The sequence below is a fragment of the Microbacterium sp. CIAB417 genome, assembly GCF_022788845.1.
Map to the genome: position 1 here is coordinate 707,474 of NZ_JAHZUT010000001.1, position 13,735 is coordinate 721,208.

General features: G+C 69.9%; 18 protein-coding genes. 13 read left to right on the forward strand and 5 right to left on the reverse strand.

All coding sequences use genetic code 11. The features are described 5' to 3' along the window. Positions 1-1,146 carry a glutamate--cysteine ligase gene (locus tag KYX17_RS03485; protein ID WP_243225368.1) on the reverse strand — a complete coding sequence of 382 codons (1,146 nt, stop codon included), beginning with the start codon at positions 1,144-1,146 and terminating at the stop codon, positions 1-3. A 212-nt stretch (positions 1,147-1,358) separates the two neighbouring features. Between KYX17_RS03485 and rpsP the strand changes: the two genes are divergently transcribed. Genes rpsP through trmD form a run of 4 tightly spaced genes read left to right on the forward strand, consistent with a single transcriptional unit; the run spans position 1,359 to position 3,396 of the window. Next, positions 1,359-1,799 carry a 30S ribosomal protein S16 gene (gene rpsP, locus KYX17_RS03490; protein ID WP_243225371.1) on the forward strand — a complete coding sequence of 147 codons (441 nt, stop codon included), beginning with the start codon at positions 1,359-1,361 and terminating at the stop codon, positions 1,797-1,799. 6 nt (positions 1,800-1,805) lie between these two features. Beyond that, positions 1,806-2,036, forward strand: coding sequence for an RNA-binding protein (locus KYX17_RS03495; RefSeq protein WP_243225374.1), 231 nt, complete (start codon positions 1,806-1,808; stop codon positions 2,034-2,036). Between the two features lies 1 nt (position 2,037). Continuing rightward, the gene (gene rimM / locus KYX17_RS03500; protein ID WP_243225376.1) at positions 2,038-2,640 is read left to right on the forward strand and encodes a ribosome maturation factor RimM; all 603 of its coding nucleotides are present in this window, start codon (positions 2,038-2,040) and stop codon (positions 2,638-2,640) included. A gap of 18 nt (positions 2,641-2,658) precedes the next feature. Continuing rightward, on the forward strand, positions 2,659-3,396 hold the full coding sequence (gene trmD / locus KYX17_RS03505; RefSeq protein ID WP_243225379.1) for a tRNA (guanosine(37)-N1)-methyltransferase TrmD: 738 nt from the start codon (positions 2,659-2,661) through the stop codon (positions 3,394-3,396). Between the two features lie 21 nt (positions 3,397-3,417). On the opposite strand, the gene KYX17_RS03510 is transcribed toward trmD, so the two are convergent. Beyond that, positions 3,418-4,011, reverse strand: a complete 594-nt coding sequence (locus KYX17_RS03510) for a histidine phosphatase family protein (protein ID WP_243225381.1) — start codon at positions 4,009-4,011, stop codon at positions 3,418-3,420. Positions 4,012-4,071: 60 nt separating this feature from the next. On the opposite strand from KYX17_RS03510, the gene KYX17_RS03515 reads away from it, so the two are divergent. Next, the gene (locus tag KYX17_RS03515) at positions 4,072-4,515 is read left to right on the forward strand and encodes a pyrimidine dimer DNA glycosylase/endonuclease V (RefSeq protein ID WP_243225383.1); all 444 of its coding nucleotides are present in this window, start codon (positions 4,072-4,074) and stop codon (positions 4,513-4,515) included. A gap of 6 nt (positions 4,516-4,521) precedes the next feature. Here KYX17_RS03515 and map read toward each other — a convergent pair whose 3' ends face one another. Next, the gene (gene map / locus KYX17_RS03520; RefSeq protein WP_243225387.1) at positions 4,522-5,304 is read right to left on the reverse strand and encodes a type I methionyl aminopeptidase; all 783 of its coding nucleotides are present in this window, start codon (positions 5,302-5,304) and stop codon (positions 4,522-4,524) included. Between the two features lie 109 nt (positions 5,305-5,413). Here map and KYX17_RS03525 point away from each other — a divergent pair, with 109 nt between their 5' ends. The 8 genes from KYX17_RS03525 (at position 5,414) to dprA (ending at position 11,498) form a co-directional block, all read left to right on the forward strand. Next, on the forward strand, positions 5,414-5,902 hold the full coding sequence (locus KYX17_RS03525) for an MFS transporter permease (protein WP_243225388.1): 489 nt from the start codon (positions 5,414-5,416) through the stop codon (positions 5,900-5,902). Positions 5,903-6,065: 163 nt separating this feature from the next. Further along, positions 6,066-6,413, forward strand: coding sequence for a 50S ribosomal protein L19 (gene rplS / locus KYX17_RS03530; RefSeq protein WP_243225389.1), 348 nt, complete (start codon positions 6,066-6,068; stop codon positions 6,411-6,413). Between the two features lie 120 nt (positions 6,414-6,533). Further along, positions 6,534-7,265, forward strand: coding sequence for a signal peptidase I (lepB, locus tag KYX17_RS03535; protein WP_243225390.1), 732 nt, complete (start codon positions 6,534-6,536; stop codon positions 7,263-7,265). Continuing rightward, positions 7,262-7,921, forward strand: a complete 660-nt coding sequence (locus tag KYX17_RS03540) for a ribonuclease HII (RefSeq protein ID WP_243225391.1) — start codon at positions 7,262-7,264, stop codon at positions 7,919-7,921. The genes lepB and KYX17_RS03540 overlap by 4 nt, the downstream gene beginning before the upstream one ends. A gap of 49 nt (positions 7,922-7,970) precedes the next feature. Next, positions 7,971-8,297: a DUF2469 family protein gene (locus KYX17_RS03545; protein WP_243225393.1), complete on the forward strand. Its 327-nt coding sequence runs from the start codon at positions 7,971-7,973 to the stop codon at positions 8,295-8,297. A gap of 104 nt (positions 8,298-8,401) precedes the next feature. Further along, positions 8,402-8,764 carry a YraN family protein gene (locus tag KYX17_RS03550; RefSeq protein WP_243225398.1) on the forward strand — a complete coding sequence of 121 codons (363 nt, stop codon included), beginning with the start codon at positions 8,402-8,404 and terminating at the stop codon, positions 8,762-8,764. Next, the gene (locus KYX17_RS03555; protein WP_243225409.1) at positions 8,761-10,293 is read left to right on the forward strand and encodes a YifB family Mg chelatase-like AAA ATPase; all 1,533 of its coding nucleotides are present in this window, start codon (positions 8,761-8,763) and stop codon (positions 10,291-10,293) included. Before KYX17_RS03550 ends, KYX17_RS03555 begins: the two co-directional genes overlap by 4 nt. After that, positions 10,290-11,498, forward strand: coding sequence for a DNA-processing protein DprA (gene dprA, locus KYX17_RS03560; RefSeq protein ID WP_243225411.1), 1,209 nt, complete (start codon positions 10,290-10,292; stop codon positions 11,496-11,498). Before KYX17_RS03555 ends, dprA begins: the two co-directional genes overlap by 4 nt. Here dprA and KYX17_RS03565 read toward each other — a convergent pair. Beyond that, the gene (locus tag KYX17_RS03565) at positions 11,483-12,139 is read right to left on the reverse strand and encodes a response regulator transcription factor (RefSeq protein WP_243225413.1); all 657 of its coding nucleotides are present in this window, start codon (positions 12,137-12,139) and stop codon (positions 11,483-11,485) included. The genes dprA and KYX17_RS03565 overlap by 16 nt on opposite strands. Before the next feature lie 3 nt (positions 12,140-12,142). Further along, entirely contained in the window at positions 12,143-13,657 is a 1,515-nt protein-coding gene (locus KYX17_RS03570) for a cell wall metabolism sensor histidine kinase WalK (RefSeq protein WP_243225416.1), read from the reverse strand. Positions 13,658-13,735: the final 78 nt, after the last annotated feature.

Here is a 13,735-nt window from a genome sequence, read left to right on the forward strand (position 1 = left end):
TCAGGCGATCGAGCCCTCGGGGCCCGAACGGAACTCCCGGATCAGGTGCTGCACGACCTCGCGGAGGTCGCCGTCGGATGCCTCGGCCACGGCGATCTGTCGTTCGTAGCTCGCCCCGCCGTTCACGATCGATCCCACGCGGGCGAACTCGGCAGCGCACCCGAGATCGACGGCGACCGGTGCGAGGTCGGCGAGCAGAGCGGAGACGTGCTCGCGCACCGGGGTCTGCTCGCCCGCGGCATCCGTGATCAGGCGGGCGTCGAGCCCGTACCGGGCAGCCCGCCACTTGTTCTCGCGATGGAACCACGCGGGCATCGTCGGCAGCGTCTCGCCGGCATCCAGCATCCGGGAGAAGTGCTCGACGAGCACCTGGACGAGCGCAGCGACCGATGCCAGCTCTGCGAGCGTGGACATGCCGTCGCAGGCGCGAACCTCGATCGTGCCCCAGCGCGGTGCGGGGCGGATGTCCCAGCGGACCTCCGTGGCATCGACCAGCACGCCGGTGCGGACCATGTCGTTCAGGTAACCCTCGAACTCCGTCCAGGTGCTCAGCGCCCACGGCAGCCCTGCCGTGGGCAGCTGCTGGAACACCAGGGCCCGGTTGGATGCATAGCCCGTGCGCTCCCCGGCCCAGAACGGGCTTGAGGCGGCCAGAGCCTGAAGATGCGGGAGGAACCCGGTCAGCGCGCCGATGATGGGGAAGACCTTGTCGCGGTCGTCCACGCCGACGTGGACGTGGATGCCCCAGATCATCATGTTCCGGCCCCACCACTGCGTCCGCTCGATGAGCTTGTGGTAGCGCGTCTTGTCGGTGACCCGCTGGTCGTACCACTGCGCGAACGGGTGACTGCCGGCGGAGAGGAGTTCGACGCCGGCCGGGTCTGTCGCCGCGCGCACTGCGGAGATCGCCGCGGCGATGTCGTCGACGGCGTGCGCGACGGTGGCGCCGACGCCGCTGGTGACCTCGATGGTGTTCGTCAGCAGTTCGCCGGTGACGGTGTGGCGCTCGTCGGCGCTCTCCGCCTCCAGCGCGGCGAGCAGTTCAGGGCCGCGCCCGACGAGGTCGCCGGATGCAGGGTCGGCGAGCATGATCTCCCACTCGATGCCCACGGTGGAGCGAGCGGATTCGGCGAACGTCACGGTCACGAGCACAGTCTGACACGACCGCCTGCCGCAGCCGACGCGCGGGGACACATCGCGTTTCGCGCCCGGCGTGGGGATCTGGCAGAATAGAGGGTCGGACGGCTCGCTCGACCCTCTATCCAGCGCGCACGTCCTCCCGCAGAGCTTCCGCCGGGTGTGCACCCCACGCTCCAGGCGATCGGTTCAATATTCCTTCCACACCATTCAGGAGAATCGTGGCTGTCAAGATTCGTCTCAAGCGCCTGGGCAAGATCCGTGCGCCTTATTACCGCATCGTCGTGGCCGACTCGCGCACCAAGCGCGACGGCCGCGTGATCGAGGAGATCGGCAAGTACCACCCCACCGAGGAGCCCTCGTTCATCGAGGTCGACTCCGAGCGTGCGCAGTACTGGCTCTCCGTCGGCGCGCAGCCGACCGAGCAGGTCACCGCCATCCTCAAGATCACGGGCGACTGGGGCACGTTCAAGGGCGAGAAGGACGCGAAGTCCACGCTCAAGGTCGCCGAGGAGAAGGCTGCTTTCGAAGCGGACTCCTCGAAGAAGTCGGTCATCAAGCCGAAGGCGGAGAAGAAGGAGGAGGCTCCTGCTGAGGAGGCTCCCGCCGCTGCCGAGGCCGACGCGGAGGCCGCTGAGGCTCCCGCCGCCGACGCCGAGTAATCCGCCGTGCTGGCCGCCGCGCTCGAGCACGTCGTCAAGGGGATCGTCGATCACCCGGACGACGTCCGCGTCACCGAATCCACGTCGCCGCGAGGCGACCTTCTCGAGGTGCGCGTGCACCCCGATGACCGTGGACGCGTGATCGGGCGCGGCGGTCGCACCGCCAAGGCGCTGCGCACGCTGATCACCGCCCTCGCCGACGGACGTCGCGTTCGTGTCGACGTCGCGGACGACTGACGTGGCGGCGAAGGACCGGGCTCAGGGACGCAATCAGCTACGCGTCGGCCGGCTGGTCAAGGCGCACGGGCTCAAGGGCGCCCTGAAGCTCGAGCTGTACACCGACAACCCCGAGGGGCGTTTCGTCCCCGGCGCCGAGTTCACGTTGCAGGTGCCCGAGGCATCTCCGTGGCACGGCAAGACCATCACCGTCCGGGAGTACCGGGTGATGAACGGCAACTCCGTCGTGTTCTTCGAGGACATCGACGACCGCACCGCCGCTGAGGGCCTCGTGCGTGCGATCCTCTGGATCGATCAGGATGACGCGGAGCCCGAGGACAACGCCTGGTACGACCACCAGCTGACCGGGCTCGACGTCGTCCGCGACGACCAGGTCGTGGGCCGCGTCGTCCGCATCGACCACCTTCCCGCCCAGGATCTCCTCATCGTCCGGCCCGCCGGTGCCGACGCCGAACGGGAGATCATGGTGCCCTTCGTCGAGGCGATCGTGCCGACCGTCGACATCGAAGGCGGACGCGTCGTGGTGACCCCGCCCGCCGGCCTCTTCGAGGAGCTCCCGGACGCAGCGGTCGAAGATGCGCCGTCGGACGACGCCGCGCCCTGATCGTCCTATCCTGATCTCGTGCGCGCCCCGACTCACGACGCCCGTCCGGCACTCCGTTTCGACGTCGTCTCGATCTTCCCGTCGTACTTCGACGGTCTGACGCTCTCCCTGCTCGGCAAAGCGCAGGATGCCGGGATCATCGACCTGCGCGTCCGGGATCTGCGCGACTGGACCAGCGACCGGCATCGCACGGTGGACGACACCCCGTACGGTGGCGGTGCCGGCATGGTCATGAAGCCCGAGCCCTGGGGGCTCGCGCTCGACGAACTCGCGGCCGCGTCGGAGAGTGGCGCGCGACCGACGATCGTGTTCCCTTCTCCGGCGGGAGAGGTCTTCACGCAGGCGACCGCTCGGGACCTCGCCACCCGCGAGCACCTCATCTTCGGGTGCGGCCGCTACGAGGGCATCGACGAGCGGGTGTTCGAGTATGCTGCCGATCTCGGTGAGGTCCGGCTGATCAGCCTCGGCGACTACGTGCTGAACGGGGGAGAGGTCGCCGTCATGGCGATGATCGAGGCGATCGGCCGCCTCATCCCCGGCGTCGTGGGGAACCCCGAGAGCCTCGTCGAGGAATCCCATGAGGACGGGCTGCTCGAATACCCCTCGTACACCAAGCCGGCGCTCTGGCGGGACCGCGAGGTTCCGGGTGTGCTGCTCAGCGGCAATCACGGCGCCATCGCCGCGTGGCGACACGAGCAGCAGCTCGAGCGCACGCGCCTCCGACGCCCGGATCTCCTCGACGGCGACTCTGCCTGAACGCAGCAACGGGCAACGCGGTCAGAGCACGCGCTCGCGGTCGTCGTCGATCTCGATCACGAGTCCGGGTGGATGCCGCAGCGACAGCGCCTGACCTGCATCCAGACCTCGCAGCTCGGCCCGCAGCAGGCGCCCGATCATCTCGTGGGCGACGATGAGCGGCGGTCCGACGGCGGACCAGCCGCATTCGCTCAGCGCACGCCGCGCACGCAGGCGCGCCTGCGCATAGCTCTCGCCCCCGGGGAACGCCCAGCCGTACCGGTTCTCGGCCCGCTCGGCGCGGGCCCCGGGATACCGCTCGTCGATCTCCGCCCAGGTCATGCCAGCCATCTCGCCGTGGTCGATCTCGGCGAGATCGGCGACCTCGACGACATCCGCTCCGAGGTGTTCCGCGATGATGACCGCGGTCGCCATCGCCCGGCCGAGCGGACTGGAGCAGATCGTGCGGATGCCGCAGGGAACGAGCCGATCGGCGGCGGCTCTGGCCTGCGCGATGCCGTCGGCGGTCAGCGGCGAATCGAGTCGGCCGTGCAGCCTGCCCTCGAGATTCCAGACGGTCTGACCATGGCGGGCGAGATATGCCCGCGACGGCACATGACGATCGCGCGGAATCATGCCCTCAGGATGGCACAGCGCACGCTCCGGCGGGAGCATCGGGCACGATAGCGTCGGAGCATGAGGATCTGGTCCGTGCACCCGCGCTATCTCGACAGGCAGGGCCTCGTCGCCTGCTGGCGGGAGACGCTGCTGGCCCAGGCAGTGCTCGGCGGCGCGACCCGCGGGTACACGCGTCACCCGCAACTCGAGCGGTTCCGTGCCACCGACGACCCGGTCGCTGCGATCGGTGCGTATCTCGATGCGCTGGCCGCCGAGGCCGACGAGCGCGGCTACCGCTTCGACCGCGCTCGGATCTCCCGTCCGGGGCGGACCGCGTCCATCGAGGTCACAGACGGTCAGCTGAACCGGGAGTGGGAGCACCTCCTGGCCAAGCTCGCCACCAGGAGCCCTGAGCAGCACGCGCGGTGGCGTTCCGAGCCGAGGCCGGAGCCGCATCCGCTGTTCGCCGTCGTGCCGGGGCCCGTCGCGAGCTGGGAGCGCGCCGCGCCTGCGCGCGGCTGAGTGGACTCAGTCGACGCCGAGGAACGAACGGTCGGTGAGGATGATCGGCCCGTCATCGGTGATCGCGACGGTGTGCTCGGAGTGCGCCCCGCGCGAGCCGTCGGCGCTGCGGAGCGTCCAGCCGTCCGGGTCCGTGATCAGCTCGTCGGTCGTGGCGAGGAACCACGGCTCCAGCGCCAGGACGAGCCCGGAGCGCAGGGGGAATCCGCGGCCGGCCCTGCCGTCGTTCGCCACGTGCGGGTCGCCGTGCATCGTGCGACCGACGCCGTGACCGCCGAAGTCGGTGTTGATGCTGTAGCCCTCTCCGTGAGCGACCTGGGCGATCGCGGCGGAGATGTCCCCGATCCGGTTCCCGACCGAGGCGGCCGCGATCGCGGCATCCAGGGCCCGTTCGCTCGTGTCGATCAGACGGAGGTCCTCGTCACGTGGCGTGCCCACCACGAAGGAGACGGCGGAGTCGGCGACCCAGCCGTCCACGGAGACCGCGAAGTCGAGCGTCACGAGGTCGCCGTCGCGCAGCACGTAATCGTGCGGAAGGCCGTGCAGCACCGCGTCGTTCACCGACGTGCAGATGACCTTGCCGAACGGGCCGCGTCCGAACGACGGGGCGTAGTCGATGTAGCAGGATTCGGCGCCGGCCTTGCGGATCATGTCGTGCGCGCGGCGGTCGATCGACAGCAGGTTCGTGCCGACCTTCGTCTCCGCCCGGAGGGTCGCGAGCGTCTCGGCGACGAATCGCCCCGCTGCCCGCATCTCGTCGATCTCGGACGGAGTGCGCAGTTCGATCATGGTGTTCCTCTCGTGTGGTTCCATTCTCCCGGATGCCGAGGCGCGTCGGCTGCACCCGCTCTCAGCGAACACCTCGAAACGCGGACCTCGGGCGACGTAGCATCGCAGTATGTGGTTGCGTGAGGCGTTCTTCCGGTGGCTCATCCCGGCCGCCTTCGTGCTGCCGCTGTGGCTGCTGGTCGGATGGGGCGTGTTCTCCCGCGGCGGCTGGGCGTTCCTGTTCCTGTTCATCGGCATCCCGTCGGTGTTCCTCGGCCAGCTGATCCTCACGCTGCTCGTTCGGGCTCGGCCGTCGGTGAGGCTCACGCGCGCGGTCTCCTGGTGGGACGTCGCAGGATTCGGGTTGTGGCACGCGTTGACCATCGCGATCGGGTTCTACCCGTCCTGGTTCGCTCCCGCTCTGACCGGGGCGATCATCGTCGGCATCGCACTGGTGTGGCTGTCGCTGTGGCAGCTGTGGAGCGAAGCACGCGGGGCGGGCGGCGTCCGCGTCATCCGCACGACCTGGCAGACGCCGGTCGCCGAGGATCATGCTCGCCGGGACACGACGGACAGCGAGGTCTTCGTGATCAGGGAGAAGCCCGAGACCGACCGCTGACCGCGTTTTGGCGGCGCCGGGGATCCGTGGCAGAATAGGTCCTTGTGCCGTGACCGGCTCTGCCTCAGGGGAGCCCGCGGACATGACGTTCCGTTCAGCACACACCTTACGTATTCCTTCCAGCTTGCACCCGACCTGTGGCGGATGCAGAGAGTAGACGATCATGCAGATCCTCGATGCCGTCGACGCGGCTTCGCTCCGCTCGGACATCCCCGAGTTCTTCCCCGGCGACACCGTCAAGGTGCACGTGAACATCACCGAGGGAAACCGCTCCCGTATCCAGGTCTTCCAGGGTGTCGTCATCGGCCGTTCCGGCGACGGTGTCCGCGAGACCTTCACGGTCCGCAAGATCAGCTTCCAGGTGGGCGTCGAGCGCACCTTCCCGGTGCACTCCCCGGTGATCGACCACATCGAGGTCGTCACCCGCGGTGACGTGCGTCGCGCGAAGCTCTACTACCTGCGCAACCTCCGCGGCAAGAAGGCGAAGATCAAGGAGAAGCGCGAGAACTGATCTCCGCCTCCAATGAAGCACCCCGGGACACTCGCGTCCCGGGGTGCTTTCTTTCGGTCGGGATGTGCGAGCCTTGTAGGGCCGCACCGACGTTCGGCGTGAAACTCGTGAAGGAATGCGATGACGACTGAGTCCACCCCGGCCCCGGAACCGAAGCGGCGGCGTGGCCTCCTGATCTTCCTGCGCGATGTCCTCATCATCGTGCTGATCGCGGCGTTGGTGTCGTTCCTCGTGAAGACCTTCGTGGTCCGCTCGTTCTACATCCCCTCCGGCTCGATGGAGCAGACGCTCCTCGTGAACGACCGCATCCTGGTCGACGAGCTGACACCGCGATGGACGGGATACGAGCGCGGGGACGTCGTCGTGTTCCAGGATCCGGGCGGCTGGCTCCCTCCGGCGGCCCAGGAGCCCGCGCAGCCGCCGTTGCTCGCCTTCTTCGACGGCGTGCTCACGTTCATCGGGATCTCGGCGTCCGACTCCCAGGACCACCTCGTCAAACGGCTCATCGGGCTGCCAGGCGATCACGTGGTGTGCTGCAACTCCCTCGGTCAGATCACCGTCAACGACGCGCCGATCGACGAGCTGTCGTACCTGAACCTGCCGGAGGGCGACACGCTCGCCTCCGAGGAGCCGTTCGACGTGACCGTCCCGGAAGGCCAGCTCTGGCTGCTCGGCGACAACCGCGATCGGTCGCAGGACGCCAGAGCGCACCAGGACCTGCCCAGCGGGGGGTTCGTCCCCCTGGACAACGTCGTGGGCAAGGCGTTCCTGACGACGTGGCCGCTGGATCGCATCGGGCTGATCGACGGCCATCACGAGGTCTTCAACGGCGTGCCGGATCCTGCCTCATGACCGTCGTGGCGCCGTCCCTCCGGCTGGAGCGCTCGCTCCTGAAGGAGCACGAGCTCATCATCGCCCTCGACGAGGTGGGCCGGGGAGCACTCGCGGGTCCGGTCACGATCGGGGCCGCCGTGATGGATGCCGCGGGGGCGCGTCGTCGCATCCCGGAGGGGCTGCGCGACTCCAAGCTCATCACCGAGCGGCGCCGTCCCGACGTGGCGCGGCGTGCGGCGGCTTGGGTGCCGGCATCCGCTCTCGGCTGGGCGAGCGCTGCCGAGGTCGACGAGGTGGGGATCATGCGCGCCCTCGGGCTCGCCGCGTCCCGCGCGCTGCTGGCGATCGCCGAGCAGGGAGTCCCGGTCGACCGCGCCCTCGTCATCCTCGACGGCAACCACGACTACATCTCCCGCGTGCATCCGTCCCGTATCAGGGTGCGCCCGGTGATCAAGGCCGACCGGGACTGCGCCTCGGTCTCGGTGGCCTCTGTGATCGCCAAGGTCGCCCGCGACGCCCTGATGACCGATCTGCATGACGAGCATCCCGTGTATCAGTGGGATCGCAACAAGGGATACGCGAGTCCCGAGCACCGCACCGCCATCGAGGAGCGCGGTCTCTCGCCGCTGCACCGGGCGTCCTGGTCGATCGCCGGTGCTCCGACGCTCTTCTGACGCCGTCGGTGCGCCGCGCAACCGCCCGGCCTCGTAGGATGGACACATCATGGATGAGGAAGCCTTCGACGACTACGACCGCGAACTCGAACTCGCGCTGTTCCGCGAGTACCGGGACGTCGTCTCGCAGTTCCAGTACGTCGTCGAGACGGAGCGGCGCTTCTACCTCGCGAACGAGGTCAACGTCGTGCGCCGCGACACCGAACACGACTTCTACTTCGAGATCTCCATGAGCGACGTCTGGGTGTGGGACATCTACCGCGCGGACCGGTTCGTGAAGGCCGTGCGCGTGCTGACGTTCAAGGACGTCAACGTCGAGGAGCTCCAGCGGCGCGAGTTCGAGCTGCCGGAAGAGCTCTCACTCGACGGCAAGTGACCCGCTCTGCACAGCGCGGCGTCTGAGGGGAATACTCCCCAGGTGCCGTAGGGCGTGCGCTTCGCCGCGCGCGCACGTGCGGTGTGAGCGGCGATGCTGTCCGCATGGCAGCGAAGGACGATCTCGGCAGGTCGGGGGAGGCGCGCGCGGTCGCGCATCTCGGCGACCGCGGCTACTCGATCCTGGACCGCAACTGGCGCTGTCCCGCCGGTGAGGTGGACATCGTCGCCTCGCACCGCGGCATGCTCTGCGTGGTCGAGGTCAAGACGCGCACCTCACTGCGCTACGGGCACCCGTTCGAGGCCCTGGACGAGCGCAAGGTCGGTCGGCTATGGCGACTCGCGCACGCCTGGATCGAAGCGCACCCGGGCCTCGCGGTGCACTCGCGGGTCCGGCTCGAGGCGATCGGGATCGTCGGCGCCGATCCGCGCACGGGGACGCTGGAGCACCTGGTGGATCTGCGATGAGCGCGGTGCGCACGTGGGCGGTCGCGTTGACGGGTGTGGACGGGCACATGGTCGAGGTCGAGGCGGACCTGTCTAACCAGCGCCCGGACTTCCGCATCATCGGCCTCGCCGACCGGTCACTCGGCGAAGCCACGCAGCGCGTGCACAACGCGTGCAAGAACGCGGGGCTGGAACTGTCGTCTCGGCGTCTCACGATCAATCTCTCGCCTGCGAGCCTGCCCAAGCAGGGGTCCGCATTCGACCTCGGCGTCGCCGTGTCGGCCCTGGCGACAAGCGGGTCTCTGGATGCCAGCTCGATCGGCCGGACCGTGCACATCGGCGAACTCGGGCTGGACGGACGGCTGCGCCCTGTCCCCGGCGTGCTTCCGTCGGTCTTCGCGGCGCAGCGGGCCGGCTTCGAGCGCGTGGTCGTCCCGCACGCGAACGCCGACGAAGCCCGCCTCGTCGCGGACATCGAGGTGCGCGCGGCGACGACGCTCGCCGAGGTCGCGGCGTGGCACGGTGCCGACGTCGAGATCCCGGACGTCGATCCGATACCAGGTCCAGTGACTGCCGATCAGAAGGATGCCGCGGCCGTCGACCTGTCCGACGTCATCGGCCAGGAGGAGGCTGTCGACGCGCTGCTGACGGCAGCCGCCGGCGGGCATCACCTCCTGATGAGCGGACCGCCGGGAGCCGGGAAGACGATGCTCGCCAGGCGCCTGCCCGGCATCCTGCCCGAGCTCACCGAGGAGGAAGCGCTCGAAGTCGCCTCGATCCGCTCGCTGGCAGGGCTCCCCGTCGTGGCACTCGATCGTGTGCCGCCGCTGGAGACTCCGCACCACAGCGCCTCGTCGATGGCCCTCGTCAGCGGCGGTTCGCGCGTGCCCCGTCCCGGTGCCATCGTGCGCGCCCACCGCGGTCTGCTCTTCCTCGACGAAGCGGCCGAGTTCAGCAGGCAGGCGCTGGACTCGCTCCGCCAGCCGCTGGAGTCCGGGACGGTCGACATCCAGCGCGCCGGATTCACGGCGCGGTTCCCGGCCCGGTTCCAGCTCGTGCTCGCCATGAACCCGTGCCCGTGCGGCAACTACGGCGTGCGCGGCGCGGAGTGCACGTGTCCGCCGATCGCGATCCGGCGCTACGCGTCCCGGCTGTCCGGTCCGCTGCGCGACCGGATCGACATCGACCTGCAGGTCGCCAGGGTCGCCGCGTCCCGCGCGACGTCCGGGGAGCGCACGGCGCCGACCTCGCAGGTCGCACGGGACCGCGTCGCCGAGGCGCGGGCGCGCGCCGCAGCGCGCTGGCGCGACACGCCGTGGCGCGTGAACGCCGACGTCCCCGGCACCTGGCTGCGCCAGGGCGCGCATCGTCTGGCGGCCGACCACCGTGCGCCCCTGGACCGGGCGCTGGAACGCGGTGCGCTCACCCTGCGCGGCTACGACCGGGTCCTGCGGCTCGCCTGGACGGTCGCCGACCTCGCGGGCCTGGACCGCCCAGGGCGGGAGGAGATCGGACGCGCGCTGTTCCTGAAGAGAGGACTGATCACATGATGGAGGCGCTGAGACGCCGTTCGGACCTGCTGGGGCTCGTACGGCGCCTGCGACGGGATGCGGATGCCGACGAGGTCCTGGCACGGGCGGCGTGGTCCGTGGTCGCCGAGCCCGGAGACGGCACCGCCGGCGCGCTCATCGCGGGCCTCGGTGCGGTGGGCGCTCTGACGGCGGCCCTCGCGGACGTGCGTCGTCCGCGAGCCGAGGCCGCGGCGATCGACGCGCTCGGGGGAGCCGGTGGGGCGAAGCTGCTGCGCGTCGCGCGGGAGCGCTGGCAGCCCCGGGCAGACGTCGAGTCCGTCCGGGCGGCGCTCGGTACGGCCTCCGAGATCGGCGCGCGCCTGCTGATGCCGGACGGGCCGGACTGGCCGTCCGCGCTCGACGATCTCGGCGAGCATGCTCCAGTGCTGCTGTGGGTGCGCGGCGACCCGGCGCATCTCGCGCGACGACCGAGCGTCGCGGTCGTCGGCGCGCGTGCGGCCAGCTCGTACGGCGAATCCGTGACGGCGGAACTGGCCGGCGATCTGGCCGCGGCGGGTGCCCTCGTCGTCTCGGGCGGCGCGTACGGGATCGACGGAGTCGCCCACCGCGCGGCTCTCGGCGTCGGCGGCACGACAGTCGCGTTCCTCGCAGGAGGGATCGATCGCGCGTACCCCGTTGGCCACCACCAGTTGTTCGAGCGGATCATCGAACGCGGAGCGGTCGCGGCCGAGGTGCCCTGCGGGACGGCGCCGACGAAATGGCGCTTCCTGGCGCGCAACCGTTTGATCGCCGCGCTCGGCGGTGCGACCGTGGTCGTCGAAGCGGGCTGGCGCAGCGGGTCGCTGAACACCGCAGGACACGCCGCATCGCTCGGCCGCCCCATCGGCGCCGTCCCCGGCCCGATCACGTCCGCCGCTTCGGCCGGATGCCATCGACTCCTGCGGGAGTACGACGCGATCTGCGTGACGACGGCCGCCGAGGTGCGCGAGCTCTGGGGAGACCATGCTCCGGCCGCACCCGACGCAGCGGTACGGCCGGATCCGGACACGACCCGACTGCTCGACGCCCTCAGCACGCGCACGGCGGTGTCGCCATATGAGATCGCGCGGCGCTCCGGGCTGGCGGTCGACCGCGTCCGTGGTCTGCTGGGGATGCTCGAACTGGACGGGGTGACGTCTCGTCGTGAGAACGGCTGGCTGAAGGAGGTTCAGACCAGCCGGTAGCCGACTCCGCGGACCGTCTCGATGCGGCCGGCGCCGAGCTTCTGGCGCAGGTAGCCGATGTACACGTCCGCGACGTTGGATCCCGGATCGAAGTCGTACCCCCACACCCGACTGAGCAGCTGCTCGCGGCTGAGCACCTGCCCGGCATTGCGCACCAGTTCCTCGGCGAGGGCGAACTCCCTGGCCGAGAGCTCGATCGCGTGATCGCCGACCCGCGCACGGCGGGTGCGGATGTCGAGGTGCAGGTCGCCATGGCTGAGCTCGGGAAGCGCCGCCGTCTCATCGCGGCGCATCCGGAGGCGGATGCGGGCCAGCAACTCGTCGAACCGGAACGGCTTGCCGAGGTAGTCGTCCGCTCCGCCCTCGAGCCCGGCGATCGTGTCGTGCAGCTCCACACGTGCCGTGAGCATGATCACGGGCATCCGCGAGCCCGACCCGCGCAGCTGCTCCAGCACATGGAAGCCGTCGAACCCGGGGAGGTTCACGTCCAGGACCATGAGGTCGAACTCGTCGGTCAACGCGAGCTCCAGTGCCTCCGGCCCGGTCGCGGCGAGGCGGGTCGCGAACCCGGCGGAGCGCAGACCCTTCTCGATGAACCCGGAGATCCGGGCTTCGTCGTCGGCGATGAGGATCGATGCCATCGTTCAGGTCTCCTCGGATGGGTGAGGCCCGGTCTGCGGTGCCGGCGTCTCGTCGGCTCGCTCCGTGCGCACGGGGAATCGGGGAATGCGCAGGGCGAACACGGCACCCGACCCTGCTGCGTCGGCGACGGTCACGCTGCCGCCGTGGGCGTGCGCGATCACCTGGACGATGTTGAGACCGAGTCCGCTGCCCGGAGCGCTCGCGTCCGTGCCGCGGTGGAATCGCTCGAACACGCGCTGCTTGTCCTTGTCGGGGACGCCGGGGCCGAAGTCCCGGACCCAGAACGTGACGGTCTCGGCATCCGCTCTGCTGCCGATCTCGATGCGTTCGCTGCCGTGCGTCACCGCGTTCTGCGCGAGCTGCAGCATCGCCTGGGTGATGCGCGCGGCGTCCAACTCGGCCACCACGTGCGCCGTCGCGACCAGGCTCGGCTCGGCACCCACGATGCCCTGTGCCTTGCGGAAGATCTGCTGGACCAGATCGGCGACGTCGACCGGCGCGGCGTTCACCGGACTCGGACCGTGCAGGGACGCCGCGCTCGCGAGGTCCTGCACCAGCCTGCCCATCCTGTCCAACTCATCCACGACGAGGGACTGCGTCTGCCGGGCGTCGGCCGGGTCGGTCGGGTCCATGACCTCGACGTGTCCGCGCACGATCGTGATCGGCGTCTTCAGCTCGTGCCCCACATCGCTGAGCAGCTCGCGCTGGGACTCCAGCGCGGCGTCCAGGCGGTCCAGCATCGCGTTCATGGTCCGCGCGAGCTCGGCCACGTCGTCGTTCCCGACCAGGGGGATGCGTTCGTCCAGCGATTGGGCCGACACGCGGTTCGCGGTCTCGCGCATCTGCCGCAGCGGGCGCAGCAGACGCGTCGCGACGACGGTCCCGGTCGCCGCGACGATGAGCACGACGATGATCGACGAGACGAGGAACGTCCGGGCGGCGCCGTCGAACTCGGCGAGCTCTGCCTCGACGTCATACGCGAGCACGAACAGGACTTCCTCGGGTGCGGGGGAGTCCGCGACCGAGATGGGTGCCGCGAGATAGCGCCACACCACACCGTCCTCCGCATACGTGCCCATGACGGGCAGGCCGTCCGTGACCTCGCCGTCCACGTAGGCGGCGAAGTCCGTCGCGGCACCGAGATCGATGTCCAGTGCCACTCCGGGCACCATGCCGATCCTGCCGTCGACCATTCCCATCGCGCCGGCGTTGTCGTCGGGACTCATCCGCTGCACGACCGCGCGCAGGGCATCGGTGGACGTCTTCCAGGGCACCGCGTCCACGCCGTCGCCGACCGAGCGGTCCCCGTCCGCGACGATGAAGCGCGCCGAGTCCAGATTCGCGCGCAACCGCGCATCGATCTCATCGAGATTCGACTGACGCTCCTCCAGAGAGACGGCGAGTCCGACCGCGAGCAGGCCCAGAGCCGTCACCGCCGTGATCGCCGCGACGATGCGGGTACGCACCGACACGCCGCGCGAGCGGCGCGGCGGGGAGTCGGCGACGGGTTCGGTCATTGTTCCAGTATCCCGAGCGCCGGGGCGCAGTCCGGTCTGACTAAGAGATGTCTCACCCAACGTCCGCGGGATCCGTGA